We start from the raw sequence: 26,159 nt of genomic DNA on the forward strand, positions 1-26,159 counted from the left end.
TACTACTCACAACCAAATTGGCAGGAGTAGTGATCATACACAGCCGAACGTAGAAAATGTGGACTCAACTAACACAGAAACAGATTCTGTTGTCACACAACAATATGCATTAGAGGGAACCTAAGAAGCTATTCTTCTAGCTTCTTGTTGCGCTTTAAAACTTCGGCCATCCAGTCTAAAGTTTCTTCAATGCCTGAGTCTTTAACTACGACATTACAATGATGGTGGCCCCAACCCAAGTTGTATGGCTTATGGTTATAATCGCCATATTTAACTTCGTTTATGTGAAATAAGTTTACTTCTGTAACAGTAAGGTCGTGAACTTCACGGCCTTCAGCTTGAGCCATTCGTGCGTAAAAACCTCTCGCAGACAATGGCTCCATGCACAAAGGACAAATAGTGAAGCCCTCTTCGTTAACCATTCTCTGTTTTTTCATAAGCTCGTAATTTGAAAGCTCTTTAGACTCTGCTTTCTTTTTACATTCTTCACGCCTTGACTCGGCTTCTTCCTTCAACATTGCAAACTCTTCTGCAGCTTCAAGGGAATCAAAACATAGCCAATACAAAAGTTCGAGCTGAGACCGACAAAGTGCAATAGTTTCTCGACTCGAGTACTCATATAGCCTGATTCCTGCGCCTTTTAACCCTGTTTCTGTATAACCTAAACGAATTGGGTCACCATTTTCCTGAGCTGTTGTGCCGGCAATTCTTGCTACATACTCCCCGCCGAGAGGAGCCGTCCTGGAGGTGGGGATTTGCCATGACTCCAGCGGAGGGAACTGCATCCAATCTACTCTTTTTTGGTAGAAAACTAGCGCATTTACCCCAATCTCTAAACCCATAGATTCAAGTTTGTCAGTAATATCTTCGTCAGTGAAATATTCTTCTGGGGTTAGTAAAACGATTGAGCCATTATCGAAGTCTTCTTCACCCTGCGGAGGGTTACCGTATTTAGTGAAAAGCGATAAAGGAATTAGCACGGTGCTATTACGATTTACGCGGTTTTGGTATATGACATCATCATCCGCCCCCCGAGTTTGTCCAGTTTTATATATTTTTCTCTGAAGAAGTTGAGGTAACTTTGCCATGTTTTAATCAGCGTCCCTTTGTATTAGCACGTTTCGAAGCTCGTCGAAGAAATCTGGCAACGTCATTGATAAAGCGTTAGATAATTTTTCTATCGACGATAAAGATACGTTCCTAACGCCCCGCTCTATGCCAGAGATGTATGTCCTATCAAGCTCTGCTGCAGCGGCTAGCTCCTCTTGAGTAAGGCCTGAGGACTTCCTCAAACTCTTAACGGTTTCTGCTACAGCGGGTATTAGCTTGGATGGCAACGAGTTTATTCCTTTTTTAGTTCTTTTATGCTGAGTCTATAGGGACTTTAAGTCTACGGACTATAAGTCACATGCTTGTTATCTTGGGTCTTTCTTTGGTGTTTGATCACGGGTTGCGTCATCTGTATTTGAACTTAGTCGCTGACTCACTTGAGCTCTTCCTATGGTTGTAACTAACGAAGTAATTTCAATCATTAGCATAAAACCATATACGAGCAAGAACCCTTGAATTGAAGTTACTAACCGTGTTTGAGGAAAAATGGTGAGTATAACTGAAGCAAAAAGCATAAAAATAATACTAATTATCGGATAGCCAAGGTTAGAAGGTAGTGCTTCATACTTTTTCCTTCCCTCATTTAACGATTGCTTTGTTACAGTAGAGGGTAGAATGAAAGTTAGTGCATATACCCCGATTGCAAAGCCGATGAAGCTTGGGAAAAACTCTTGAATTAGGCTACTGTAATCTATTGAATTGAGCTGAAAATAGCAGATAGTTAATTCCAAGCTTAACGAAAATATAGCTGCAGAAACGATATCGGAGCCAATTGAACGGGCCCATTTTGACAATGGAGCTAAGCGCCAAGTGTAATCGCCTTTACCTTGCCAGACATATGAATTCGCGTGTTTAATCCACGGTCCAATTATAGGGAGACGGAAAACCGATTTTACTATGCTTTTCCGGGTATCAGTCATCGCTAACTTGCTCGGTTTAGAGCTGAATTAATGGCACTTTTAATTTTTCCAAAAATGCTCTCTGTAGTATCTTTACGACCATGACGTAATTGGATTTTTACGGGGTGCTCCTTCATTTGATACGTTTCAAGCTTATTTTCTTCATTAAGAAAACGAGCGGAAGCATCCCCAAATCTACCAGCAAGTTTGAACAGTGCTTTTTCACGGTGGTTAAGCTCAGTAATGTGCCCCCCGCTTGCCGCTTTCTCCTGGACGACTAACTTGTCTACATTTCGATCTCTTAAATCTTTTTCTATTTCAGCCTCGAACTCATCTTCTAAGCCGTTCGGGTTAGAAAAAGTAAGTTCAATTTTTATCGACTTAAAACCATCAGAATTCATGAGTCTACTGAGGGAAGATGTCTCCTTTAGAACATTGCAGGATGTCGACGCATCTGATCTATGCCTGTGTACAAAAGGCTCTAAAAGATCGATAACTGATTGCTCAACAGACGAGGGGTTAGGGAACTTGTTGTCTACGTCTTCTATCGCGAGGATATGGCTTGAGTAGTCGAAAACAAATTTGAAATCTGTTGCGCTGCTCGAAGCTGCTTCTCCTGGTGCTGCCTCGTATATAGGGTTGTCTGTATAAAAATCCTTTAACGAGTTGATCTTGTCATATTTGCGAATCAAGCCTTGAGCATACCCATCGAGCACCTCGACCTTCCTGAAAACAAGGTGAAATTTTGACTTGTAAAGCTTACTTCCCAGGTTATGTAATTTTTTAGTTTTCACTGCTTCTGAAACAGAATCAGATAAAAATTCGAATACTGCGTTATAACCTGCCTCTCCTATGAAACCATCCGATGTTTTCAACGGCTTTACCTGAGTATTGAAAAAATAGATTTTCGCCATTTAAGTCCCTGTCCTGTATTGAAGAAAGAAAAAAGTGCCGTTAAGCCAGCGCCTATCAAACAACAGAATCCCAGATATATATTATTCAGTAGGTAAAGGCTCTACCTTTATGTTCCCAAAATACAATAACGGGAACAAGCAAGCCCAATAAAAACGGGCTATTTACCCCTTTATACCCTCTTAAGTACTCAAAATCACGTTTTACAGCAAAAAAGGAACTCGATCATGGCCGAAGTACAAGCGGTTAAAGATCTGGATACCGTGAAGCTGATTAGCTACCTTCTCAAACGAACCTATGGTCAGCAAATTGCCGATGTTTGGGATGTAGGCTTGAATCTGGCGTTACGGATTTCAGATTTACTGTCTATCAAATTTGAAAACATTAACAACGAGCGTCTGACCCTGGTTGAAGGGAAGACGTCGAAACAAGCAACGATTAAATTGAACGACAAAGCACGTTCGATTATTGCTCGCATTAAAGAGGAGCATCCAGGCCATACTTACCTATTTCAATCCTATCGAAACCAATGGTCTAAAGGGTTGGACGAGGCCCCGATTAGCCGCCGTTACGTTTCGCGGGCGTTCGCGGCGATAGGGGAGGAGGTTGGCATTAGACTCGGGACTCACTCAATGCGAAAGACCCGCGGTTATCACCTTTATAGGAACACAAACGACATCGCCAGGGTAATGAAGATGCTACGTCATAGCTCTGAGGCTGTGACGCTGCGTTACATCGGAATTACTCAGGAAGATGTTGACAGAGACTTCGTTGAACTTGAGCTTTAAAGGTTATGGAAGGAAAATATAAGACTATTTAAGTTTATATATACATTTTTGTACTGAAAGCCCAAGCAGATGCTGGTTTAACCTAGCCGTGCTTGCAACTATAAAGGATACCTTGAAGCCAACGAATAATTAAAGTGCTCAAGACTGCAGTTACCTCCAACCAAGGCGTCAGAAACTACTAAACTACGCACCTTGGCTTATTTAGGTTCTTGCAACGTTATTCGTGATTTTGCCATTCATCAGCAATTGGCGTCCAATCTACTGTACGAGGTTCTTCTGTAGAGTTCGACCAGACATCCCAAAAGTCAGGGTCTTCTGACTGTGGTCTTTGTTTCTCGCTAAGTTCTCTCATCTTCACTAAAACGGGGAGCTCTGATGCCCAGCCTAGCAAAACTGCATGGCGCGAAGGAAGGGACGGGAGCTCTCTTAAAAAGCCTCTCATATTGTCAGGGACAAGCCTATGGACTTGTTCCTGATCTTTATCGTTACTAATTCTGTGTAATAAAAAAGTATTGCATTGCGACAAAACAGTCGGCGATAGTTCGGAAGGTCTTTGGGATGAAACAACTAGGCCTAAACCAAATTTCCTCCCTTCACGAGCTATTTTTTCAAAAACCTTGCAACAGACGTCAGAGACTGACTGGCTCTCACTTTCTTCTTTATATCGTTTTATAAATGTATGCGCTTCCTCTGCAACCATTACCGTCGGTAAAGGCTTTCCATGCATCTTCCGGTAGCGTTGAATTGCTTCAAAAGTTATTCTTGAGATCACAGCGGTTACCAGATGAATAATTTCGTTTGGAACTAACGATAGATCTATAACGGTGATTGCACCTCTAGTATCCGCCCCAAGAAACGTGTCTAACCACGTGTTTAAGCTAATAGGTTTTTTTGTATCTTCTGTTATTGCACTTATGCGAGTATCGCCTAACATAGTACGAATTCGGGTCAGAAGAAATTCTACGAATTGCTCTGTTCCGGTTTCTTGGGCTAAGGCTTCTATGTAGGAAACGAAGTCGTCACCTTCAAACGGAATTGGTGTATCTTCACTTTTAGGTAAAAGCTCTTGTTCATCACCTCCAAGTACAACGTGTGCATTTTTTAAATCATCAATCAGCTGATCGGTATCATCAACGTCAGGACTTTTGGGCCAACTTACAGCTTGTCGTGTAGAAAGATATTCGTCTATTTTAGTTATCAAGCTATCGAAGGGCCTATTATCTATTTTTTCGTTTAATGTTGTAAGACTACTTCTCCAAGTTGTTAATTTTTCAACGAAGCCCTTGGCATGACCTCCATTTACGTATATCTGCCCTTGACTCGCTAATTGCCTCATTGAAACGAGAAGAATTCCGCAAAAGTGCTTGGCCTGAATATTCGCATTGTTTTCAGATGAAGCATCATTTCTCATGGCTCTCAAAGCTCTGCGTAGCAGTGGGAGTTGGACTTTTGAACTAGCTTGTGTAAAGGCACTCCACTCTGCACTATTCCATAGCCATGAGGGAACTTTAAGCTCTTTTTCCCCATCTTTAGTGTCAGCTTCAACACGTAATAGATTACCTTTGTATTTAGATTTTGGGCCGAAAGCTCGACTGTATTCCCCGTTCGGGTCAAGTATTATAAAGCGAGCATTTGGGTTCTCCCCTTGTTGTAAAACTGCTTCTAAAGACCATTGAATTAAACCTGCCACGGAGCATGACTTTCCGCTCCCAGTATTACCTAAAACAGCCAAGTGACGACCAAAAAGCCTGTCCGGATCGATTTTTATTTCAGCGTTGTTAGCTAAAGGGCTGTCTCCTATTTTGACTCGTCGATTGTCGCCTGACTCTATAATTGAGTTTAATTGCTGATCGGTAGGTAGGATTACTGAATCGCCAACTGACGGAAATGCCTCTGTACCCCTTGTGAATTTAAATCCATCAACTTTTCTATCGCTTTTCAATGTGCCAACTGGGTTGATGCTGAGCTTCTTCGAAGGAAAAGGCAGGTCTATCAAGCCGAAGTCTTGTAAACCTCGTCTTTTGGGATATGGTGAGTGCTCTACGGCAATCCACTCAACCTGACCGACGAGGAAGCCATCATCGCTAGTTATTAGAACGTAACTATTTATGCGAGGGAAGTTACGGGGAGTTCCACCTTGAAGCGATACAGATTCAGGCGTGTCAATCTCAAGTGAAACTCTAATCTCGCTAGGGGAAACGAAATCAACAGTTCCTATTCTTAGTTGTTCGAGTCGTTCAATTGGTAAGTAACTCACATCAAGCCCCCAGTTAAACCCTCTTTATCTAAACCTTCTGATGGCGTAAACCCCCGCTGCTTGAGCAGTTCGGCCATTTTTATTGATGCTTTATCTATTGCAGGTTTAGGAAGGTAGTTGTCGACTAAAGTTTTCAGATCGCCTAAGTGATCTCCTAATAGCAAAGTGATCTGCGCCTTTCTTCCACTTTTATCAATAAAATCTACAACTCTTTGCAACGGATCATTAAACGCAATAATAACTAAATGAGTCGATGGTACGGTGAGCATATCTTCAATCACGCGGTTTATATGCTCATCCCCAAAGCTATAGCCGTACGTTACTAGAGTGCTGTTCGGGCGGCTAACTGCTGCCGCTAGGTCTCTAAATAGCTCAACGTAAGGGTATTCCGCTGTTTCCCTGTCTTTAACTGAATTAGGGTAAATCATTAGTTGTTCATAGCTACTACTTGAATGACCTTCAGCCTCTAGAAAAGGCTCCACAGAGCGTGCCCCGAAAGGTAAGCCAAAACGTCTTATCGCACCATCCTTTTCATGCCAGTCAAGAGAACCATGGAGCTTAGTAAAACGTGCCACTCCCTCTAGATATCTAGGTTCCCCGCGTATGCCAGGCGGGTTGTAGTGATAGTCAACTTCTAACCTCGAGGAACGAAAAACAGGTGCGATACTTCCTACAAACCGGTCTACTAGTCTTAAGCCGGAAAGCTCAGCGCCAACCTCAATGAGCCGGTCATAATTAGTTGTAAAAATGTGGAGTCTATCTCGTGTAGCAGTTCTGCTTGCAAAGCTCATCAAAAAGCTGACAAGGTAATTGAAAGTTTCTTCTTTTCGTGTTGGATCCGCACTTTTTATCAAGTACTCACCATTACTAATGGATTTCGAAAACTCACCAAGGCACCGAGAAAGCTCACTCTTGAGAGCGTTTAACTCGGCTTTTAAATTTCTGTAAGGTGGATGTGGTTCAGGGGGAGCTTCAGGTACCGGAGTCTCCAAAACTGTTAGGATTTCTAACCCCTTGATTAGCTCGTTAATAGCTCGAATTTGATCTTCTATATTTCCATTGCTGCGTCCAGCGCCATTAGCAGCCTTCGTAGCATATTCATTTATTTCTTGTTGACATACAGTCAGGTCATCGACCCACCCCATCCCTTTTGGGGGAGAGTCAGTAGCCGCCATCTGAATAGATGTACTTAATCCAGAACCTATTAGCAAATTTAAATGTTCGGACTGGAAAAGAGCAGCTAACCAGGGTTCGATGTATTGTCTCAATTTTTCGACTGATATTTCTGAACCTTGTTCACCCCAAGTGCTACTTTTTGATAGGGTAAAGGGATAAAATATGTCCTGTTTATCTGAATTTGGCTGAAGCTCAATAACTTCCGGAGAGCTGCCGACTTTAATGTACTGATTGTCCATAGATAAATTTTTCACTTGTTTGCGGGATATATTCAATAGGCTCTAAACGACAACAAGAAATAATTAGAGCTTAGGTGATTATGCTTCTCGAATATCACAACCTTACAAATTCATTGACGAACCTTAATCCTTAATAAACAAGGTTAGCTAAAATCGACAAATTAGTAACGGTATAATGTATCTAATATCACATGATGTTTAGAGGTTACAACCAAGTGGCGGCCTTTCTTTTATTCATCCAGCTTACCAATATACTCCGCAAGAAATATAACGGCATAGGGTTCAGTGCTTATCTAGAATAAATCAAACCTATATCACCTAATGGCAGTTACCGCTGCGTCTATTTAACTGTCACTAGGAGATTAATTATGTCGGATGTCACGATAGTCCACACCAAGACCGAACTGGAAAAAGCAATAGATCGGCGTGATAAAAGGATCGTAATAAAAAGCCGTGCACTTGCGAGTGATGTGCAAACAATTAAGTCAGCATCGTCCGGTGCTTTTGCTTTAGCCATTGGGTCAGCAGGTGTGTTTGCCACTAACTTCTGGAACCCGCTGGGGTGGGGCTCAGGTATTATCGGTACACTATCAACCGGGACGTTGATCACTGCGATCGTCGCTATTGGGCTTAGTACGACGCTAGTATTCGCGGTATACAACGACTACTCGATTAAAGGTAGCTCCTCAATCAAGTTAGCTGGAGGTAATAGCATTGATGCAGACCTAGTCATGGAGAGGACTGATCATGGCTAAGATGGGAAGAAACATTATTGCAGTGAAAACTCGACCCGGTGAAGTTCGCTTTGTCGCCATTGCTTCTATTGAACGTATTGAAGCGTTTGGTAACTACGTCAAAATCTACTTCGGTAGTGAGCGCGTTCTTCATCGAGCGACTTTATCCGATATGGAAGTGATGCTTGATGACAGGTTCATCCGAATTCATCGTAGCCATATTGTGCGACGTGACCAACTTAAAAAGCTGCTATCTGAGCTTGGTCGCTACCAGGAAGTTGAGCTGGCTGATGAAACTGTCCTTCCATTGGGAGGGCATTACAAGCGCCAGCTTATGCTTGATCTTGGTTTGTAAATCTTGAGCTCAGGGGAGGTCAACCCTGGGCTTTTTTTCATTGGCTAGGCAGTTGGTGGGGCTATTTGTTCAAACATGTGTGCGTTCCGCGCTACTTTTCTATTCGCTCAACGACTTGGTTCATTGTGTAATGGACAAACTGTGAGCCTAACTCGGTTAACTGGTAAGGTTTAGTATTCTCGAAAGCCGACTCCATTGTTGAACTAAGTGAACTTTTGCTTCTAGCTTTATTTGTTTTCTTTACAAACTTACCATCGTATGTAGTTTGGCGAAATTGCCTTATTACCCTCCCTGTACTCAAATCATGTATTAATAAACGGTATAAATCGGCTTCGGCGCTATCTTCCCGAGGAATATCGTTGCTTACAGACTGCCATATTCCTAAACGGGTTACGCCAGGGTTTTGGTAAATAGCCCGAACTACCTTAAAGTGAGTTTCATGGTACTTATCGAGCCAGTCATGAAATAGTCGAATGAGATCATCTGGGCAGAGGTGTGACGCTGCGGCATTAGAAATTAGATTGATTACATAGGCTCGTTTTTCCTGAGTTTCTGCTTCATCCCATGATCTGAACGCTCTTCGAACTAACGTTAGGTACTCTTCTGACTGTATTCTCTCGTTGTACTCATCATGAACCGATTCTAATCTCTCAGATACTTCGTCCAATGCAAAAAACAAGTCACGAGTTTTTTGTTTATGAACGTGGAGCCATTCTTCGTATAGCTCGTTAACTTTTTCTTGCTCCAACTCGCCCTGGACGTTAGCACCAGATGCCAGAATAGGACCCACCCAAGGAATTACGCTAAGTGCGTTTGCTACGATTCGAGCATAACGTTTCCATTTACTGTGATTTTTAATTAGAGCGAGATCATGTGCGATAAACTCTTCTGCTCTCGACTGTAAGTCCTTTTCGCTCATTTTTAAATCCAGCAATTTGCTATTGTTTGGTTGCTATCGAACTTGTGAGTTAGGTTCTATCCTATGGATATTTAGTCTTGGTTTCTAGGACGAGAGCTCTATGCCCACGAAGGCGCAAAGTTTCGCATTTTAGATTTAGCCTCTTGTTACACTAATACCTGAAGTGCGTTTATATTTTTGCAGGGTGGCCTGTAAAAATTTGTCTCTAAATGTTTGCGCCCCCTCAAACCAAATGCATGTTACATATCCATTTTCTTCAATTTCCTCTATGGTCATTTTTACGCCCCCCGATTTTAATTGAACCACGTCGCCAACTTCTAATTTATCGCTCATAAATTTTCCCAGTTTGTCCTTGAAAAGTAAAAGGCTTCGAAATGTTTAAAGCCAAAACATTGTCAATCAATGAACTAATCTAGCTTATATAGACGATAAGTCCAGCTGAAGTGCGGAAGCACTAATTAAAAATCTGGCGCTTCTGCTAAAAACACAAAACTATGCTGTACGTAAAAACTTTCACGGTAAAAGCGCAAATTTACAGTCTTCCTTCAATATTAGTTAAAGCCAAACCGCAAATGATCAAGTAACTTCCTGTGAGCTTCCTGCTTTGCAGCCTCTACTTTTTGGTTATTTGTTTCCCAATCTGAAGCTGGCGCTCTTAAGCAGCAGCTATTTAATGCCTCGTCAACGTAACCCCGTAATCTAGCAATCCCCCGGTAGTCATCTAGTCCAAGTTGAGTTAGCGGAAGGCGTTCACGGGGCAAGTCCTCATAGCTCAAGTTATTAGCCGATAAGGGCTGTCTCATGAAAACCCGGTAGAGTATTTGTTCGAATACCGAGTGCGTAAGCCCGCCGCTAGTAAATAAATGCCAAACCATTGGGTCTGCACAATCGACGAGATAATTACTGAGTCGCAAGTATGTCAAAGCTGTGATGAATGCAGTTTCGATAGCTTGTTGTTTATCTTCAGCCCAACGAGCTTTTTTAAGCGTTACGGCGTAATCAGCGGCCACCTGAATAGCGTCGACATTAAAGAAGGTATCAGTGTGACGGCTGTTAAGGTTTACCTGTTCGCACAATCGAGTTAGTTCATTCATATCAAGCGGCAAAGCGGCCGTTCCGTGTAGACGATGGTGTATCTCTGCTACTTGGGCAGGGGTGAACGTATGGATCCACATAAGAATCTCCAAATGGTTTTGTAGCGGCTCAAGCCGCTTATAGGGTGTGTGTTAAATGAGGCTGACGAATGAGGTACGTCAGCCGTTGATTTAGGTGCTACTTATCACTGATGCTCAGTTGCTGAGCAACTCTTGATGCAAAGTCAGTTGTGATGCGGTGTGTTGCGTCGATGACTGGGTGACTCTCGTGCAACTGCTCGTATTGGTTCAAGTATTTACCGAAGGAGCCAATGGGAATCTGTATATGAATGCCTTTAATGACTTTATCTATTCGAGCCGCTGAGGTTGTTGCAATGGCTGTCACCAGTAGCGAGTAGATAGTGTCCGGCATGTAATAGCCGTGCGACTTTAAGTAAACCGTGACAACGCGAGCTAAGTATTTTGCAAAACGGTCTGCTGACTCAGTCTGTTTGGGGGCAAACTTATTTGCCTGGTAGGCAAATGATGCAATGAAAATAAACGGATCAGGTGCTTTTTGTGCCGCACTGAAATGATTAAAAATCACGCTACTCATTTGCGTTGTTAATTTAAAGTCGCACTCTTTGTCCCACTCGGATTCCGGTACAGTTTCTTTGACGGCCATTAAGAACGCTTGTGTCACTGGAGTGACGTTGAGTTCAGCTATCATGTAGCCGTTGTCGTAGGCGTCTTTCAACCTTACAGATACCATGCTCTGTGAGGCGTCGTCATATACGCTAACTGATGGCATGGATGCGTTGCGGCGTGGCTCAATGTAGCCTTCCTGGGGATCAAATTTCAAAACGTTACTCCTGTTGTTTAGCTAACTGGAGCAGTTGAGATTGTTTCGGTGGGAACGAGTTTACTCCAGCGTGACGTACTGACCTTACTTATTTAGTGCTGTTTAATCAATTGCTTGGTATCATTCATTGGCTGCACAATAACAATCTTCACTTGCATCGATAGTAAAAGTACTCCTGATGTTTTCGACAATATCGAATAGCTGGGTCTGTTTTTGAATTGGCTTTATCGACGCTTGTACCATCTTAATAAGTTCAGCAGCTGTGCCAGTTAGGTTATGGTGCTCTCTAATAACCTCGAGGTATTCACACAACAGTCGAACAGCGAATTTCTCGACCGTTGTCCAGTGCTCTCGCATTAGCTCGAATAGCGCCTGGTTTTGGCAACCAAGGGAAAGGCCGTAAGTATTAAGGTAAATCATGCACACGGCGAAGGCTGTTTCTGACGCTCTATTCGTATGGGGTGACCAATCAAAATGCGCCAGCTTTACGCCGTATTCTGCCGCGATAGTAAAAATGGTGTCGATATCTACTGTCTTATCTGCAAACTTCTGATGCGTATCGATGCATATTTTAGTGAGCAGCTCAGTATTGGGTTCAAAGTCAATCTCACGGTGCAGAGCAAAGTGTATTTTCAGAATCTCATCAGGGGTAAGGGTAATTGGTTTCATGTTGTGTCTCCGAAAGAGCTTAGGGGGCGACAGGACGCCGCCACGGTAATTTGAATGGTTCGCTAGTAATTCATGTTGGGAATTGCATCGCCGCGCTCATCGGCGATGCGTTGCATCATCCATTCGTCTACCTCTGAATCTATCCAGGCAACGTTCCGCCCTAAGACACGAACGGGTTTTGGAAAATCATTTTCATTGACTAGCTTGTAAATCGAGGTGCGCCCAAGGCCAACTCGCTCTTTAACTTCATTCAGTCGCAAAAATCTCATCATCAATTCCTCTACTTTGGTTTGTCTCAGAGGATGGGGAGATCCTGTAACGAATAACCATGAACAACGAATCCACCGTATTTCAGGCCTATATCACGCACGTGCATTCAAGAATCGAAAACATGGAGACACAAAATGCACGAGCAAAATGCTGAGTATGTAACGAATGGGCCGATGACTGAGGTTGATGTGTTGAATAAAGCGTCTGAGATCCTAGAGACGAAGTTTTTGAAGGGGGAGGGCTTCACTAGCCCGTCTGCGGCAAAAGACTTCCTTAGATACAAGCTGGCGCATCAAAAGCGCGAAGTGTTCGCCATCCTGTTGATGGACTCACAGCATCGCCTGATTGAGTACAAGGAGTTGTTCTTTGGGACCATTAACGCCGCCCCGGTTTATCCCCGTGAGGTGATGAAGGAAGTGCTTCAGCAAAACGCTGCTGCTGTCATCCTGGCGCACAACCATCCATCGGGTGTGACTGAGCCATCGGAAGCTGACAAGCGTGTGACCACGCGTATCAAGGACGCGCTCAATCACATAGACGTCCCCGTGCTTGACCACATCGTAGTAGGCCAAGACACGGTTTCGTTTGCTGAAAGGGGATTATTGTAGGTGAATGTCGCTAAGCGCGTAGAAGAGGTTTTCCCTGGGCCTCTGCTACGTTGCTTAGTGCCTTATGCTGGCGCTTTATTTTTTGCATTGCTGCTGTAAAACGATTGCCGTTTGCCCTGGTACTTAGTCGTCTTCTCTTTACACAGGTAACTAAAGTGCAGAAATGCGTCTCTGTGCACTGGGTCATATGTGCTGAGTGGTCCTTGCAGAACCCTAAAGACTGGCGTTGATGTGTGAAGGAGCGCTACCCGCGAATCAGTCGATAACCCATGCGTCTTTAACCATGCCTGTCGGATAATTTGACCCAGCTTGGTGGGGTCATCATGGCTTAAGTTACCGACTGGGTATAGCGTGTCCTTGTTGGTGAATAGTACGACATGGTAATGCTCTAATTCGCTGTCCGGTGTTTGCTCAATTTTAGCAACGTATTCGACCTCCGTTGGGTAAACCCTTTGTTCACGTCGTGCTACAGCGTTTTGGTAGCTAGCGATACCTGCTTTAACTCGCTCAATAAACTCCGTAATCGGGTTACGTTGCAGGTAAGGGTTCGTATGAGCAGGTAGGTGCAAGTCGAACTTTACTGCTAGTACTCGCTTATGTTTCTGAAGCACTCGCTGCATGACCGTATGGAAGCGGTCTAGAAACGGAAGGATGTATGGTGCATTAGCGGTGTGTAAGTCAAAGCCCGCATATTCAGCATCGTAATGTAGTGTGTGGTTATGGTTATTGGTGTTTCGTTTTGTCATTTCAGACCTTTATCTCGTTATGGGTTCATATGAGATCTGCTCCTGTAATTTTTAACCATCAAGCAGAGGGTAAGCTTTGGGGCTTACCTATCACCGGCTAAGCATTGGTTACTAGGCGTGCTAATGAATGATGTAAACAGTGGTAGTGAGGGTTGTATATATTACTATTACCAACACAGTAACGAATGGCATTTACGGTGCTTTCGTTTCAAGTAGTTAGCATGAGCCTAAGATTCTTATAAGTTGGTTCTGGGATAATATAGAAGTGTTGTCGATTGTTCTGAAAAACTGTAGCGTACAAGAGGCTTGATTGGGTAATTAACTAGATAGACCCTATAAAAACAGTGTCTAAAGAACGAAAAGGTAAAGAATATTTGTGTGTATTGCGTGTGTTTTCCGTGTGAATAATTTGTGTTTTTAGTGTGTTTACTGTATGTATTGGTTGTGTAATGCGTGTGATTTTCACTCCAAAAAGGCAGTTGCTTGTCTGCTTTTTCGATGTGATTTAGCTAGTGATTTGAATGTAGAGGTAAAAGTGTCTGGTGATAATGGGCGAGTAAAATTTCCACAAAAGTTACTTCCGCAGAGTGATGCTCAGTGGATATGGTTGTATAACGAGTTTGTTAGGATCGGTAAACTCGATAGGACAATATCGCCTCCTGATTTAAAGGAGCGTAAAGAGAAGCTCACAAACTTCTTTGACCTTGAGTTCGGTGTAAGCGAGCAAAGGCAAACAGAGACATCCCGTCTCGCTGAGATGTACCATAATAAATACTTTGTAAGTGGTCTTTCCGAGAGTGATTTAGGTTGGTTGTTAGCGAAAGACGTTGAAGCAGAGTTGCTTTATTTAGCTTGGCTCATCATCGTAAGGACGACCTCAATGGATCAACAAGCGACACAGCAGTCAGCCGGATTTGACTTAAAGAAATATAGAGATGCGGATGAAGAGCATGAGTCAGTTTTTTTTGAGCCTGAAAAGGGTTCCTTACCGTTGACGATATTCAATCAGACATACCTCATGATGAAGTTACCTAAAGCTCTCGATTCCCGCCAGTCATTGAAGTGGATTATTTTAGATTTCGTGTCTTCTTGGCATCAGGATCAACGACCTAAACGAGATTACATTCGCTATCTGAAAAGAATGATTGATGACAGTAAAGCTTCCAAATGGTGTCTTTTTGCTAAAGGTTCAGACGAAAAACTGCTCGAGTGGCTTTGGGCTTACCTAAGAGGTAATGACTCAAAAATTGGAAAGCGCCATCGAATGCCGGGCATGTTAAGCGATGGTATGGATAAGTTTAAGTTTGAGCGAATTTATGCCGAGTTTTTTCTTTGGAATCGTAGCCCGGAATTCCGTGAGGGCGTTCAAAAACAAGCTATTAAAGCACTGAAACAAAAGGCAAAAGAACGCCAGGATCCCTCTGCGAGAGTGAGAAAGAATTTCTCACTGTCACGGCATACGTTGCTATTAATTGATAAGCTGTCTGGTGGAAAAGGCAACTACAGTAATTATTTAGAGGGGTTAGTTGCTGCAGATTATGCGCGGGCCAGAGGTCTTGAGCAGAACGTAGTGAATGAGACGCAACCAAGCCAAAAGCCAGACCCGATAATGGAAGAAACTCCCATAACTGACTCGATAACTAAAGAGTTTAAGGATAAAAGAAGCTAACTTTACTGAACTGATTAGTCAGAATCTAAATGGTGGGTAGATTGGTGGGTAATTAGTTTTTTGATCTTAAATTAAAATTAATTATTTATAATAAACAATGACTTGATAAAGTTAATCAGTATTAAGATCCAAAACCTAGAGTAATTATAATCTCTCTTTATTTGGCTCATTCTGTGAGCCAAATAACCTGCTTATTCGGCTCACGTTCTAAAAATAGAGAATAACGAGTCATTATTAGCAAGTAGTGCAGCACAACAAAGCTTTATCTAGCTTAACAGCAACCACACCCCACCAAGATACAGCACCGTAATAAGTACACTTTCCAGACCAATACGGCCGGGCCCCTCGCGTTCACGTCGAATGAGGCCCATTATAAGAATGGCTGACATTAACAGCGTCAGGCACACCCAGAACAAGGTACCGTCGGTCATGGTGTGATAAATCGACCCGTCGCGGTAGGCAATATCCGATGCGGCGGTAAATAAGGTATCAAAGGCATTACCACCGATAATACCGCCTACGGCCAGGGTTAATGCGCCACGCCGAACGGCTGCGACGGAAGTGACGAGTTCGGGAATTGATGTGCTAATAGCGGTTAGCATAACGCCTACTATGGTTTGGGTCAGTTCGGTCTCTGTGGCAATGACAGTTGCTGAAGGCTCCAGCATGTAACCGGCAAAACCAAGCACGACAAACAGCACAAAAAACTCACTCGTAAGCCTTACCATTGACGGCATAAGCTTTATGTCATCCGGCTTATCTTCACGCGTTTCACGAGTTTTTGTCGGAGCCCACATAGGCGCATCGTGCGCCCGGTGGACAAGGTGAATACCGTAGATGTAAACAAGAAACAGTATGGGCGTGACCGGATGCAGACCCCAGACAGTCACATTAGGCAACAGAGGCGTCATAAGGATAAGAGACAGCAGAACAATAAGCAGTGCGTTTTGCATCATGTTTGGGACCGATGCTGCTGCATGCTCAAGGTTAGCGCGTCGGTAGACCATATCGGCCACCGCCAGGAAAAAAGTTTGTACTGCAATACCACCCAGGGCATTACTCATTGCCAGCTCTGCATTACCGTTCCATGCCGCGGTAACAGACAACACGGAGCCGCCAATTGATGTTGTACCGCCCAGTAACACCGCGCCTGCTGCGGCTTCACCGATACCAGTGCGATCGGCAAGCTGATCGACAATACGTGTAATGCGGGTTCCGGCAATAGCTATAATCAGAGCGCAAACCCCAAATACCGCCAGTCCTTGAAATAACGTCCAGTTATCAGGGTTTAACAAATACCAATGCCCCTTACTACGATTGATAAAATGAGTATAGCTAGCTAAATAGGCGGGTCAAACGCCAGGCAGGGCAACATTGCTGTTATTAGGTTATCCTATGGCTAGAAAGCTATTAAAGGTGTTTGCATGCGAAAAACGGACAAAAAGCTGGAACGGGAGATAATCCGAGAGCTGACTCAGTTGTGCGAAGTGGCGAAGTTTGAACATGAAGGCTTTATTTGGCTCACGCATGAAGTGAACTATCAGCACTTTCCGCAAAGTTTGAAGGTGACGCTTGTGTTTAACGAGAGCGTAAGCAAGGATGTATTACTTACCGAGTTTCAGGCGTTGATTCCAAAGGTGCAGTTCGCACTTGAACCTGTCATAGGTGAGCCCTTGCCGGCTGCACAAATTGAAGCGTGCCGGGAACACACACTGCAGTAACTGAATAAGGATTGATCATGCGGCATTTAGCTTCCTGTTTCATGTTCTTTTGCTTTGTCTCATCGGCTCCCGGGCTGGCGGCTTCCGAGCGTTCTGAACAAGTTAAGGGATTCGTGGCCGCGTTTAATGCGCATAATGCGGAGCTAATGTCACAATACGTGACCGATGATATTCAATGGCTGTCGGTTAATGGTGACAGAGTAGCGGTTGAAACCAGCGGGAAGACTGAGCTCATTGAAGCGATGGACGGATACTTTAAATCTTGCGCGTCGTGTCAAAGTGAAGTAACCGACCTAACTGTATTAGGAAACCGTGTCAGTGCAGTGGAAGAAGCAAGCTGGCGGCAGAACGGAGAGCTGAGGTCGCAGAAAAGCCTGGCGATTTACGAGTTTAATAATAGCCTCATTCGTCGCGTTTATTACTTTCCTGCAGAATAAGTTATCTCGCAACAGTGCTCGAGTTATTCCGGACATTTTCACTGGGTTGTCGGCATAGACGTTTGGGCGTAGCTATTACCCCTGCCGTCGTCTCTTCATTGACATCCCGTGCTGTACACGCTATCAAGTTGATGAAACAACAGGAGAGAATACACATGTTTGAATATAAGAAAATTGCGCTGGCTGTCTCGCTGGTGCTAATGACGACCGCTTGTTCAGACGCTTCCAAAGAAGAAGCGACGGCGGCAAATGCTCAGTCTCAAACCGCAACGTCTGAAAACACTACTCAGAATGCTGAACAGACTGAATCTGAAAAAGCCAATAAGCTGTTTGAAGACATTTTTATGGAAAATGTCATGCGCAGCCCAATGTATCAGTCTTATCTTGGTATTAAAGAAGACCAGGACAAATGGGACGATATTTCTGAAGCGGCAGCAGAGGAAGAGCTGGCGTTACAGAAAGAGCATTTAGAGCAAGTGAAGGCGATTGATGAGTCAAAGCTGAATGAGCAGACTAAAATAAGCTGGATGCTGATGAAGCAGAAGCTGGAAAACGAGATTGCTGATTACAAATGGCGTCATCACAACTATCCGGTTAATCAGATGTTTGGCATGCACTCCAGTGTTGCTTCGTTGTTGATCAACCAACACGGCATTAGCGAATTGGACGATGCACAAGATTACATTGCTCGTTTAAATGGCTTGCCGGGGCTGTTTGACCAGTTGGCAGAGAACCTGGAACTGCGGGCTGAAAAAGGCATTATCGCACCGAAATTTGTTTACCCCTACGTAATTAGCGACAGCAAAAACATTATTACCGGTGCGCCGTTTGATGACGGTGAGCCTAGTGCTTTGTGGAAAGACTTCACCAGTAAAGTTGAGAAGCTTGAGCTTGAAGAGAGCCAGCGTGAAGAGCTGTTAGCGTCTGCAGAAAAAGCCATGCTGGAGTCGGTTAAGCCTGCCTATGAAGGTTTGATTACCGCGGTGGAAGGTATTGCCGAGCAAGCTACGACCAAAGACGGTGCCTGGAAATTCCCGGACGGTGAAGCGTTTTACAATAATGCGTTAAAGCGCACCACCACGACTGACTTAACCGCAGAAGAAATTCATGAAATTGGTTTAAGTGAAATGGAGCGTATTCATGAAGAAATGCGCGGCATTATGGAAGAAGTGGGATTTGAAGGAACGCTGCAAGAGTTCTTTGTCCATATGCGCAATAGCGAAGAGTTTGTTTACCCGAACACCGAAGAAGGTCGCAAGCGTTATCTGGATGAAGCAACGGCTTACATCGATAACATGCGTGGGCGTTTGGATGAGCTGTTTATCAAAAAGCCTAAAGCTGATTTGATTGTCAAAGCGGTAGAACCTTTCCGTGAGAAGTCAGCGGGTAAGGCCTTCTACCAGCAGCCATCAATGGATGGTACTCGCCCTGGTACTTACTACGCGAACCTTTATGACATGGCGGCTATGCCGACTTATCAGATGGAAGCGCTGGCTTACCATGAAGGTATTCCGGGTCACCATATGCAAATTGCAATTCAGCAAGAGCTGGAAGGCATTCCTAAGTTCCGTCGCTTTGGCCGTTACACTGCTTACAGCGAAGGCTGGGGACTGTACACCGAGAAGCTGCCGAAAGAAATTGGTTTGTACAAAGACCCATACTCCGACTTTGGCCGCTTAGCAATGGAGCTATGGCGTGCGGTTCGTTTAGTTGTTGATACCGGTATTCATGACAAGAAATGGACGCGTGAAGAAGGTATTGATTTCTACGTAACCAATACACCGAACGCAAAGTCAGACGCCGTGAAAATGGTGGAGCGTCACATTGTCATGCCAAGTCAGGCAACTGCCTATAAAATTGGCATGAACAAGATACTGGAATTACGTGAAAAAGCTAAGTCAGAGCTTGGCGATAAATTTGATATTCGTGAGTTCCATGACGTTGTGCTTGGCAGTGGTCCAGTACCGCTGAACATTCTGGAGCAATTTGTTAACGACTACATTAGTGAAACGAAAAGCTCTTAGAACTAGACTTTAAAACGGCAATAGCCGTGTCTTATTCAGCGCACCACCCTTACCAAGGTGGTGCGTTTTTATATCAACTACTCACTTAATTGATTACCGCCATTCCTTTTAGCTCGGTACATAGCCTCGTCAGCCTGACTTATTAGGGTGTCTGCGGTGTCACCGTGCTGTGGCCACAAGGCCATACCCATACTGCAGGTAACGACCTCTTCACCATGGGGCAGTCGCAACGGTGCTTGCATTGCTAGCCGGATTTTTTCTGCCACAGCACGTACCGTCGTTATACCTTCGTCTGTTGAGGGAACGGCATCAATAAGCACCACGAATTCATCGCCACCCAGTCGAGCAACAGTGTCGGTTGCGCGGACTGCCGAAGCCATGCGTTGGGCAACTTCTTTTAAAAGCTGATCGCCTGTGGCGTGGCCGTACTCATCATTAATGAACTTGAACTTATCGAGATCCAGATACAGAAGACCTAAACCTGTACCGTCTCGTGTGGCGCGCTTTTGGGCTGTACTGACTCTGTCGTAGAACAAAGCGCGATTAGGTAATTGAGTTAAGGGGTCAGTCAGTGCCATATGCTCAAGGCGGGCAATCAAGCTTTCGCGGTCGTGCTCCAGGCGCTTTTGTTCAGAAATATCGCGGGCAACGCCGACTCGCCTTTGATCTCGCTCTGACCAGCGAGCTGACCAAAGTATGTGTGCAACAGATCCGTCTTTACGTATATAACGGTTTTCGAAGTGCACCACTTGGTCACCTGAGTTTATTTTCTGTGCTATAGCCATGGTTGTCTGATGGTCGTCAGGGTGAATGAAATCGAACATCGAGCGATTCATCATTTCGTCTGGTGTATAACCAAATACGCGCTGAGTGCCAGGGCTTAAATAACTAAACCGGTGCTGTTGGTCAACAACGCAAATAGCATCGAGCAGAAGATCCATATACTCGGCGAGTTCTGCAAATGCAGCTTTGTTCATGAGTTTGCCCGGTTTTTGCTGGAATTATAGCCATCTTAATGGAAGCTGCCAGATAAGTAACCCGTGATAATGTTGTTTTCAGCACAGCGCAACTTAACGAACTTAAAACCAGCGCGGCACCTGGTTCTTGTATTGCCGGTATTCCTCACCGTAGAGTTCACTCAGTGCTTGTTCTTCTTTTACCGCTTGCAGGCGTATCATTGCGACGCCCATTGCCAGACAGATGAGTGTAAACAGGCTGGGCAGCGTCAAAAATAACCCAATTTGTCCCAACATAATGGCTAAAAACATAGGGTTCCGGGAGCGTGAAAAAGGTCCTTTTGTCAGCAAAGCGCGGCTTCTATCGGAATCTATACCTGAGCGCCAGTCTTGTCTCATGTAAGCATGGTTGTAGCTCACGAGCCCCAGAGACACCAGCATAGTGACCATGCCAATGGAAAGAACCCAGGGGCTATAAAGTGAGGCGAAAATGCCCAACCAGGGATCTATAGGGAAGAAAACGCGGGCAATACAAACAACTAAAATGGCTCCACGAAAAAGGTTAAAGACCTGCCTTATCCACCAGGTAGCACTGCCTTTTTCCCCATACTGAATGTGACTTTGTGCGGTGCGCTTTGAAAGCCCAATGGCGGTGCTTGCGTAATGAACCGCAATAAAGAGAAAGTACAGTGCTAAAAAATGACGGCTAATTAGGTCAATATCAGGCAAAAAGAGCTCCGTTCAGTTGGTATGCTTAGTCTCTTCTATTTTACGGTTCCTTAAAGATATTGAAAGAGTTGAGTGAAATCACCACTTCTGTGCTATTCATTAAGTAAGCGATTAAAACTGAGAGTAGCGTTATGCAATATACATTTTATTCTGGGCTGGCTCTAAGCGGCATGTTGTTATTGGCAGGCTGTGCATCACCTTCTTCCTCAGTACTTATTGGCGAAGCTCGCCCTGAAATTCCGGTTGAGCAGGTGAAGGTGTACTTAGAAAAGCCAGAGAGCTACGAAGAAATTGCGTTGATAGAAGCCACCAGTGATTCGTCCTGGAGTTTTGGTGAACAAGCTAAAGTAGAGGCGGTTCTGCAACGCTTGAAAAAAGAGGCGGCGAAGGTCGGCGCAAATGGGGTTTTACTTGAAAAAACGGGTGATAAAGAAGGTAACTCCGTTTATGTGGGCACCGGTGCCGGAGGCTACTCAGGGAACGTTGGGTTTGGTGTCAGTGTGGGCAAAGCGTTTGGACTGACCGATAAAACCGGAGAAGGCATCGCTATTTATGTAGAGCCCGGTAAAAAGGACGCCGACCCGGTTGAAGAGCAAGAATAAAAACGGTTTGCTAGCTGCGGGACAATGTCTTAATTAAGTGCCAGCCGAACTGAGTTTTGACCGGCCCGTGCACTTCAAGAGTGGGCTTGCCGAACACGACTTTGTCAAAAGCAGAAACCATTTGGCCGCGATTAAACTCGCCTAAATCGCCGCCTTTTTTGCCGGAGGGGCAAAGTGAATGCTTACGTGCTAACTCTGCAAACTTAGCGCCCTGCGCAAGTTGCTCTTTTAGCTTTTCGGCTTCGTCTTTGGTTTCGACCAAAATATGTAATGCGTGTGCTCGTGCCATTCTTTACCTCCGGTGGCTGTTTACTTTTATTCAGGGACTTCAGTTGCGTTCCAGTTGACGGCTTGCCAGCGCCCGTCACGCTCAATTAAAACACCGGTATTGTAATAGTATTTTGTCACTTTTCCTTCTTCTTCGGCGGTTAGCGTGAAATTAAATACCACGGTATCGCCAAACTGTTTTACTTCGATGTCTTCGGCCCCGTACCAAACTTTTACTTCTTCAGGGTCTTTAGCTTTGGCGTCTTTCATGCCGGACATAAGGTGTTCTTTACCAAAGCGGTTACCGCTGGAGCTGGTATAAGTGAGTTCTTCTGCCCAGAACCGGTCATGAGCCTTTGGAGAATTAATGCTGGCGCCATACAAAAATGCTTTTACGGCTTTTGTGGTGGCTTCTTCGACACTTTCTTGGGCTAAACTTGTTATGCTGAATAAAAGCGTAAAAACGATCAGTAAGTATCGCATTAGTATCATTCCTTTAAGTTATGACGTTGTTTTCGATATGCTCTAAGCATATGGCAAGCTTTCATGTACAGCAAACAGGTTTACAAATGCTTATCAAACAAACGGAACTTCAGTTACGGGCTCGGCCGCGAGGTTTTCACCTTATTACCAGCGAGGTTGAGCAGGCCTTATCGCAGCTTGGGCAGGTTCAGGTGGGTTTATTGCATGTGTTTATTAGACACACCTCTGCGTCGTTGACCATTAATGAAAACGCGGACCCAACGGTTAGGCAGGACTTTGAAAGCCATTTTAATGAGATGGTACCGGAAAATGCCCCCTATTATCGTCATACGTTTGAGGGGCCGGATGATATGCCGGCACATTTAAAATCGAGCATTCTTGGCAGTAGTCTGACCGTTCCTGTGACAAGTGGCCGTTTAAATATGGGAACCTGGCAGGGTATTTATCTTTGCGAACATCGGGACCATGGCGGCGCACGCACCTTAGTTCTCACGCTTCAGGGTGAGTAGGAAGTTGGTGAGCACTAACTCTAACTGAAACGTCCGAGAACAAAAATAAGTGCCAGAGCGGCAACAACGCAAACGATAGCAATGACGCCGTACTTATAGATACGTTGGTCTTTAATTTTAGTGGCCATAATGCCTTCTCTATGCTGATAGCTTGCGCATTGCCCATAAACCAATGATTGGTCCGGGCAGCAAAAGCCAGGTAACCCACTCGTTATGTATAGACCACAAATTACTGGTTAGCCATATGGCCGGTAGTGTTAATGAAAAACCAATAGCATTCATTATGGCCAGTGCAGAACCAACATTTTCTTTGGGTGCAAAATGAGCGGCCAGCGCTGAAAATTGCGGAGAGTCAGCAATAACCGTAAGACCCCAAAACAGCAATAAAGCGAAAAGTATCCAGGCGGGAAGTTGTGTCATTAAAGGGTACAGCAAACAAATGCTGCCGGAGCTGAATAATGCCAGTCTGGCAACGGTTAGCCCCGGGAGCTGTTTAGTCAGTAAGCCACCGCCAATACAGCCCAGGCTGCCAATAGCAATAATGAAAAAGGCCAGCCAGGGTACTGCGCTTAAAGGAAGGTTAAGAGCGGTTAGAGGCTGCAATACCAGCAATGGTGTTAACATCCAGAATGCGTATAACTCCCAGCAGTGGCCGAAGTAGCCGACAGCAACGGCTCTGAATTTAGGGCGTGTTAATGCGCGCAAGCCAGAGCGCAACGTATGAGCTGACGCGGTAGCCGGCAGATGAGGACCACTGCCAAGCCATCCTACTAAGAGGCCGCCAAGCAATGCCAGTAGCGAAGATACCAGCAGCGGGACCTGCCAGGAAAAATCCAGGGTTATTCCGCGCATGAGGTGCGGCAAAGCCGTACCCAGAGTCAGCATGGCTAGTAGCCAGGCAAGTGCGCTGCCTGCATAGCGGGGCACCCAGGATATCACCAGTTTCATTCCCATTGGGTAAATTCCGGCTAAACAAAGCCCGGTTAAAAAGCGCAGCAACCAGGCGATGCTGGCAATATCAACGGTAAGGATAAACAGTGCATTAACAGCTGCACCAACCATGCTTGAGAACAGGAAAATCTGGCTGGCCCGGTAGCGATCTGCCAGCCCGGTTAGTGCCAGTGTCAGAGTGCCGATAATAAAACCCAGCTGCACGGCCAGAGTTAGAGCGCCTAAGTCTGACTCAGTGAGTTGCTGTTCTGCCGACAAGGGAAGCCAGACACCGTTAATGCTGAACCACAAGGACGTGCCCAGTAATTGAGAGAGAATAATTAAGGGCAAGGCAAGTTTCTGGTGCAGTTTGGTATTGCTTAGCATGGCGCCGTTAGTTGCATCTTTTAGGAGGTTATTTTTTATAGGACTCACATTACCTTAGTTAACGAACTAACGCGACGTTAGGTTTTCTTCTGTGCTAATTTACGTTGGAAACCCATTGTTAAAACAAAGAGCGATGTTAAAGAAAGCTGAATTAAACGAATTAAAAGTGGCGTTGACCTGGCCTGAGAATGCTGCAGAGTTCCGGCTGTGGTTTGGCGATAAAGTTCGGTATGGCAGCCCTGCGGACGCTATCTGGCAACAAATTAAAGGCAATGAACGCGGCACTTTTGCGTTTTATCAGAATGAAGAGCTGATTGGTTTTGCTCAGGCTTATGAAAAAGTCGAGAACGGTATTCACATAGCCTGCCTTATTGTTAACCCGAAAGTGAGAGGCAAAGGGCTGGGTCGGTTATTTGTAAAAGCATTAATGGAAAATGCCTGGGCGCAGGAGCAAGTCAGGTTTATTACATTGAATGTATACCCTGAAAATACGCCGGCACGGTCACTTTATAAAGACCTGGGGTTTCAGGAGGTAGGTGAGAATAATGGTATGGTCTCTATGCAATTGGAGAGAGACTAATTAAAAAGGCTTTGCTCTGTATTTAAGATAAACTAGCCGTTATTGGTTACCATTAACCCCATGCATACGGACTTCCCATGAAAGAAAATGAGTTGCATCGACGTCGTCTAATTTCGGCGAAACAGTCTGAAGAATCTATTGCCAAAATAGAAGGGCAAGGCTCGTATAAGCTGGCATTTGCCGATCATGAATTTTTACTGCAGGACGACTTGCGCGCGGTACGCCTGCAACTGGAGTATTTAAAGCCTCAGTTAACGCTCGAAAAGCATCAGATAGACGCAACCATTGTTGTGTTTGGCAGCGCCCGTTTTTTATCGCCTGAGCAGGCGCAGCATGATGCCCGTATGGCTGAGCAAGCGTTAGCAGAAGAGCCAGATAATGACAGCTTAAAAGGTAACTTAAAGCGCGCCCAGCGGGCATTAAAAAATAGTGTTTACTATCAGCAGGCAATGGACTTTTCACGTATTGCGACTGAACATAACCTTAAGCACGATGAAGAAAACCTGATGATTGTCAGTGGTGGTGGCCCCGGCATCATGGAAGCTGCGAACCGGGGGGCAATGGAGGCCGGAGGCGAAAGTATTGGTCTGAATATTGTACTGCCTCATGAGCAACGTCCAAACCCATATATAACGCCTGAATACTGCTTCCAGTTTCACTATTTTGCCATTCGAAAAATGCACTTTCTGCAACGAGCTCGTGCGTTAGTTGCTTTTCCTGGTGGCTTCGGAACGCTCGACGAGTTATTCGAAACCTTAACTTTGGTACAAACTAAAAAATCAGAACCTGTACCTATCGTTTTGGTGGGATCTGAATTTTGGCGTCGTGCAGTCGATTTCGATTTGCTGGTAGAAGAAGGCACTATTGCAGAATACGACTTAGACTTGTTCCAGATTGTGGATAGCGCGGAAGAAGCATGGCAAGCAATATGTCACTGCTATGACTTAAAGAATGGGAGCAAAGGTTAATTTGCTCCCGCTTCAGAATTAAACCATCGGCTTTGTGCTTTTACCGCTTTCGCCAGTTCTGCGCCACAAGCTGGTAATGCGAGCAGAGCGAACAATAAGCCAGGTCATGGCAAATAATCCAACACCTAACCCTAACGCTAACCAACGGTTATAAATAGTGGCTGAATAAACTCCGCCATTACCAACCGGAACAACTTCAGGTGGCATTAACGGAAGGCCGTGTCGTTCAGCCATGGTTTTGATACCAATGAAGTGAATGCCGGGAATGTCTTCCTGCAGG

Annotated in this window: 31 protein-coding genes and 1 pseudogene; 12 read left to right on the plus strand and 20 right to left on the minus strand. The window is 44.7% G+C overall.

The window, feature by feature from the left end:
* Positions 1–128: 128 nt before the first annotated feature.
* The 4 genes from B3180_RS00985 to B3180_RS01000 all read right to left on the minus strand — a co-directional run bounded on the left by B3180_RS00985 (position 129) and on the right by B3180_RS01000 (position 2,923).
* A complete protein-coding gene (locus tag B3180_RS00985) occupies positions 129–1,088 on the minus strand; it encodes a BstXI family restriction endonuclease (protein ID WP_126820363.1) in 960 nt (319 codons plus the stop codon).
* A gap of 3 nt (positions 1,089–1,091) precedes the next feature.
* Complete coding sequence (locus B3180_RS00990; RefSeq protein ID WP_126820362.1) at positions 1,092–1,337, minus strand: helix-turn-helix domain-containing protein; 246 nt, start codon at positions 1,335–1,337, stop codon at positions 1,092–1,094.
* A 78-nt stretch (positions 1,338–1,415) separates the two neighbouring features.
* Positions 1,416–2,030: a hypothetical protein gene (locus B3180_RS00995; RefSeq protein ID WP_126820361.1), complete on the minus strand. Its 615-nt coding sequence runs from the start codon at positions 2,028–2,030 to the stop codon at positions 1,416–1,418.
* Between the two features lie 2 nt (positions 2,031–2,032).
* Positions 2,033–2,923, minus strand: coding sequence for a DUF4747 family protein (locus B3180_RS01000; protein ID WP_126820360.1), 891 nt, complete (start codon positions 2,921–2,923; stop codon positions 2,033–2,035).
* 225 nt (positions 2,924–3,148) lie between these two features.
* On the opposite strand from B3180_RS01000, the gene B3180_RS01005 reads away from it, so the two are divergent.
* Entirely contained in the window at positions 3,149–3,709 is a 561-nt protein-coding gene (locus tag B3180_RS01005; RefSeq protein WP_278358905.1) for a tyrosine-type recombinase/integrase, read from the plus strand.
* 217 nt (positions 3,710–3,926) lie between these two features.
* Here B3180_RS01005 and B3180_RS01010 read toward each other — a convergent pair whose 3' ends face one another.
* Positions 3,927–5,966, minus strand: coding sequence for an ATP-binding protein (locus B3180_RS01010; RefSeq protein WP_278358904.1), 2,040 nt, complete (start codon positions 5,964–5,966; stop codon positions 3,927–3,929).
* The gene (locus B3180_RS01015; RefSeq protein WP_286842410.1) at positions 5,963–7,396 is read right to left on the minus strand and encodes an SIR2 family protein; all 1,434 of its coding nucleotides are present in this window, start codon (positions 7,394–7,396) and stop codon (positions 5,963–5,965) included. Before B3180_RS01015 ends, B3180_RS01010 begins: the two co-directional genes overlap by 4 nt.
* 353 nt (positions 7,397–7,749) lie before the next feature.
* Here B3180_RS01015 and B3180_RS01020 point away from each other — a divergent pair, with 353 nt between their 5' ends.
* Entirely contained in the window at positions 7,750–8,136 is a 387-nt protein-coding gene (locus tag B3180_RS01020) for a hypothetical protein (RefSeq protein WP_278358902.1), read from the plus strand.
* The gene (locus B3180_RS01025; RefSeq protein ID WP_278358901.1) at positions 8,129–8,470 is read left to right on the plus strand and encodes a LytR/AlgR family response regulator transcription factor; all 342 of its coding nucleotides are present in this window, start codon (positions 8,129–8,131) and stop codon (positions 8,468–8,470) included. The genes B3180_RS01020 and B3180_RS01025 overlap by 8 nt, the downstream gene beginning before the upstream one ends.
* Before the next feature lie 91 nt (positions 8,471–8,561).
* Here B3180_RS01025 and B3180_RS01030 read toward each other — a convergent pair whose 3' ends face one another.
* From B3180_RS01030 to B3180_RS01055, 6 genes are all read right to left on the minus strand, one after another.
* On the minus strand, positions 8,562–9,389 hold the full coding sequence (locus B3180_RS01030; RefSeq protein ID WP_278358900.1) for a hypothetical protein: 828 nt from the start codon (positions 9,387–9,389) through the stop codon (positions 8,562–8,564).
* A gap of 135 nt (positions 9,390–9,524) precedes the next feature.
* The gene (locus B3180_RS01035) at positions 9,525–9,722 is read right to left on the minus strand and encodes a YodC family protein (protein ID WP_278358899.1); all 198 of its coding nucleotides are present in this window, start codon (positions 9,720–9,722) and stop codon (positions 9,525–9,527) included.
* 218 nt (positions 9,723–9,940) lie between these two features.
* Positions 9,941–10,483 carry a hypothetical protein gene (locus B3180_RS01040; RefSeq protein ID WP_286842416.1) on the minus strand — a complete coding sequence of 181 codons (543 nt, stop codon included), beginning with the start codon at positions 10,481–10,483 and terminating at the stop codon, positions 9,941–9,943.
* A 178-nt stretch (positions 10,484–10,661) separates the two neighbouring features.
* Positions 10,662–11,324 carry a hypothetical protein gene (locus tag B3180_RS01045; RefSeq protein ID WP_278358897.1) on the minus strand — a complete coding sequence of 221 codons (663 nt, stop codon included), beginning with the start codon at positions 11,322–11,324 and terminating at the stop codon, positions 10,662–10,664.
* Between the two features lie 120 nt (positions 11,325–11,444).
* Positions 11,445–11,993 carry a hypothetical protein gene (locus B3180_RS01050; protein WP_278358896.1) on the minus strand — a complete coding sequence of 183 codons (549 nt, stop codon included), beginning with the start codon at positions 11,991–11,993 and terminating at the stop codon, positions 11,445–11,447.
* Positions 11,994–12,055: 62 nt separating this feature from the next.
* Positions 12,056–12,265 (minus strand): AlpA family transcriptional regulator, encoded by a 210-nt coding sequence (locus B3180_RS01055; protein WP_278358895.1) that lies wholly within the window; start codon positions 12,263–12,265, stop codon positions 12,056–12,058.
* 132 nt (positions 12,266–12,397) lie between these two features.
* Here B3180_RS01055 and radC point away from each other — a divergent pair, with 132 nt between their 5' ends.
* Positions 12,398–12,871, plus strand: a complete 474-nt coding sequence (radC, locus tag B3180_RS01060; protein WP_126784204.1) for a RadC family protein — start codon at positions 12,398–12,400, stop codon at positions 12,869–12,871.
* 62 nt (positions 12,872–12,933) lie between these two features.
* Here the strand turns inward: radC and B3180_RS01065 are convergent, their stop codons facing one another.
* Positions 12,934–13,617, minus strand: coding sequence for a YagK/YfjJ domain-containing protein (locus tag B3180_RS01065; protein ID WP_278358894.1), 684 nt, complete (start codon positions 13,615–13,617; stop codon positions 12,934–12,936).
* A gap of 433 nt (positions 13,618–14,050) precedes the next feature.
* On the opposite strand from B3180_RS01065, the gene B3180_RS01070 reads away from it, so the two are divergent.
* Positions 14,051–15,286 carry a hypothetical protein gene (locus tag B3180_RS01070; RefSeq protein WP_286842422.1) on the plus strand — a complete coding sequence of 412 codons (1,236 nt, stop codon included), beginning with the start codon at positions 14,051–14,053 and terminating at the stop codon, positions 15,284–15,286.
* A 266-nt stretch (positions 15,287–15,552) separates the two neighbouring features.
* On the opposite strand, the gene B3180_RS01075 is transcribed toward B3180_RS01070, so the two are convergent.
* Positions 15,553–16,581, minus strand: a complete 1,029-nt coding sequence (locus B3180_RS01075) for a sodium:calcium antiporter (protein ID WP_278358892.1) — start codon at positions 16,579–16,581, stop codon at positions 15,553–15,555.
* A 129-nt stretch (positions 16,582–16,710) separates the two neighbouring features.
* On the opposite strand from B3180_RS01075, the gene B3180_RS01080 reads away from it, so the two are divergent.
* The 3 genes from B3180_RS01080 (at position 16,711) to B3180_RS01090 (ending at position 19,468) form a co-directional block, all read left to right on the plus strand.
* Positions 16,711–17,007, plus strand: a complete 297-nt coding sequence (locus tag B3180_RS01080; protein ID WP_278358891.1) for a hypothetical protein — start codon at positions 16,711–16,713, stop codon at positions 17,005–17,007.
* Positions 17,008–17,024: 17 nt separating this feature from the next.
* A complete protein-coding gene (locus tag B3180_RS01085) occupies positions 17,025–17,444 on the plus strand; it encodes a nuclear transport factor 2 family protein (protein ID WP_278358890.1) in 420 nt (139 codons plus the stop codon).
* A gap of 155 nt (positions 17,445–17,599) precedes the next feature.
* Positions 17,600–19,468: a DUF885 domain-containing protein gene (locus B3180_RS01090; RefSeq protein ID WP_278358889.1), complete on the plus strand. Its 1,869-nt coding sequence runs from the start codon at positions 17,600–17,602 to the stop codon at positions 19,466–19,468.
* A 77-nt stretch (positions 19,469–19,545) separates the two neighbouring features.
* Here the strand turns inward: B3180_RS01090 and B3180_RS01095 are convergent, their stop codons facing one another.
* Together B3180_RS01095 and B3180_RS01100 are read right to left on the minus strand one after the other, a co-directional pair.
* Positions 19,546–20,445 carry a sensor domain-containing diguanylate cyclase gene (locus B3180_RS01095; protein WP_278358888.1) on the minus strand — a complete coding sequence of 300 codons (900 nt, stop codon included), beginning with the start codon at positions 20,443–20,445 and terminating at the stop codon, positions 19,546–19,548.
* Positions 20,446–20,547: 102 nt separating this feature from the next.
* A complete protein-coding gene (locus B3180_RS01100) occupies positions 20,548–21,153 on the minus strand; it encodes a methyltransferase family protein (protein ID WP_278358887.1) in 606 nt (201 codons plus the stop codon).
* A 131-nt stretch (positions 21,154–21,284) separates the two neighbouring features.
* Between B3180_RS01100 and B3180_RS01105 the strand changes: the two genes are divergently transcribed.
* Positions 21,285–21,755 (plus strand): hypothetical protein, encoded by a 471-nt coding sequence (locus B3180_RS01105; protein ID WP_233399139.1) that lies wholly within the window; start codon positions 21,285–21,287, stop codon positions 21,753–21,755.
* 10 nt (positions 21,756–21,765) lie between these two features.
* On the opposite strand, the gene B3180_RS01110 is transcribed toward B3180_RS01105, so the two are convergent.
* On the minus strand, positions 21,766–22,044 hold the full coding sequence (locus B3180_RS01110; RefSeq protein WP_054490045.1) for a peptidylprolyl isomerase: 279 nt from the start codon (positions 22,042–22,044) through the stop codon (positions 21,766–21,768).
* A 26-nt stretch (positions 22,045–22,070) separates the two neighbouring features.
* On the minus strand, positions 22,071–22,505 hold the full coding sequence (locus tag B3180_RS01115) for a nuclear transport factor 2 family protein (RefSeq protein WP_273022208.1): 435 nt from the start codon (positions 22,503–22,505) through the stop codon (positions 22,071–22,073).
* Between the two features lie 86 nt (positions 22,506–22,591).
* Between B3180_RS01115 and B3180_RS01120 the strand changes: the two genes are divergently transcribed.
* Entirely contained in the window at positions 22,592–23,014 is a 423-nt protein-coding gene (locus B3180_RS01120; RefSeq protein ID WP_199493819.1) for a secondary thiamine-phosphate synthase enzyme YjbQ, read from the plus strand.
* Positions 23,015–23,152: 138 nt separating this feature from the next.
* Here B3180_RS01120 and B3180_RS01125 read toward each other — a convergent pair whose 3' ends face one another.
* On the minus strand, positions 23,153–24,379 hold the full coding sequence (locus B3180_RS01125; RefSeq protein ID WP_278358886.1) for an MFS transporter: 1,227 nt from the start codon (positions 24,377–24,379) through the stop codon (positions 23,153–23,155).
* Positions 24,380–24,422: 43 nt separating this feature from the next.
* Between B3180_RS01125 and B3180_RS01130 the strand changes: the two genes are divergently transcribed.
* Positions 24,423–24,911, plus strand: a complete 489-nt coding sequence (locus tag B3180_RS01130; RefSeq protein ID WP_278358885.1) for a GNAT family N-acetyltransferase — start codon at positions 24,423–24,425, stop codon at positions 24,909–24,911.
* Between the two features lie 77 nt (positions 24,912–24,988).
* The gene (locus B3180_RS01135) at positions 24,989–25,879 is read left to right on the plus strand and encodes a TIGR00730 family Rossman fold protein (protein ID WP_278358884.1); all 891 of its coding nucleotides are present in this window, start codon (positions 24,989–24,991) and stop codon (positions 25,877–25,879) included.
* A gap of 18 nt (positions 25,880–25,897) precedes the next feature.
* Here the strand turns inward: B3180_RS01135 and B3180_RS01140 are convergent.
* A pseudogene (locus tag B3180_RS01140) lies at positions 25,898–26,159 on the minus strand (poly-gamma-glutamate system protein); the annotation flags it as partial.

The sequence above is a fragment of the Idiomarina sp. UBA4206 genome, assembly GCF_002383015.1.
In the GTDB taxonomy this organism is placed as follows: domain Bacteria; phylum Pseudomonadota; class Gammaproteobacteria; order Enterobacterales; family Alteromonadaceae; genus Idiomarina; species Idiomarina abyssalis.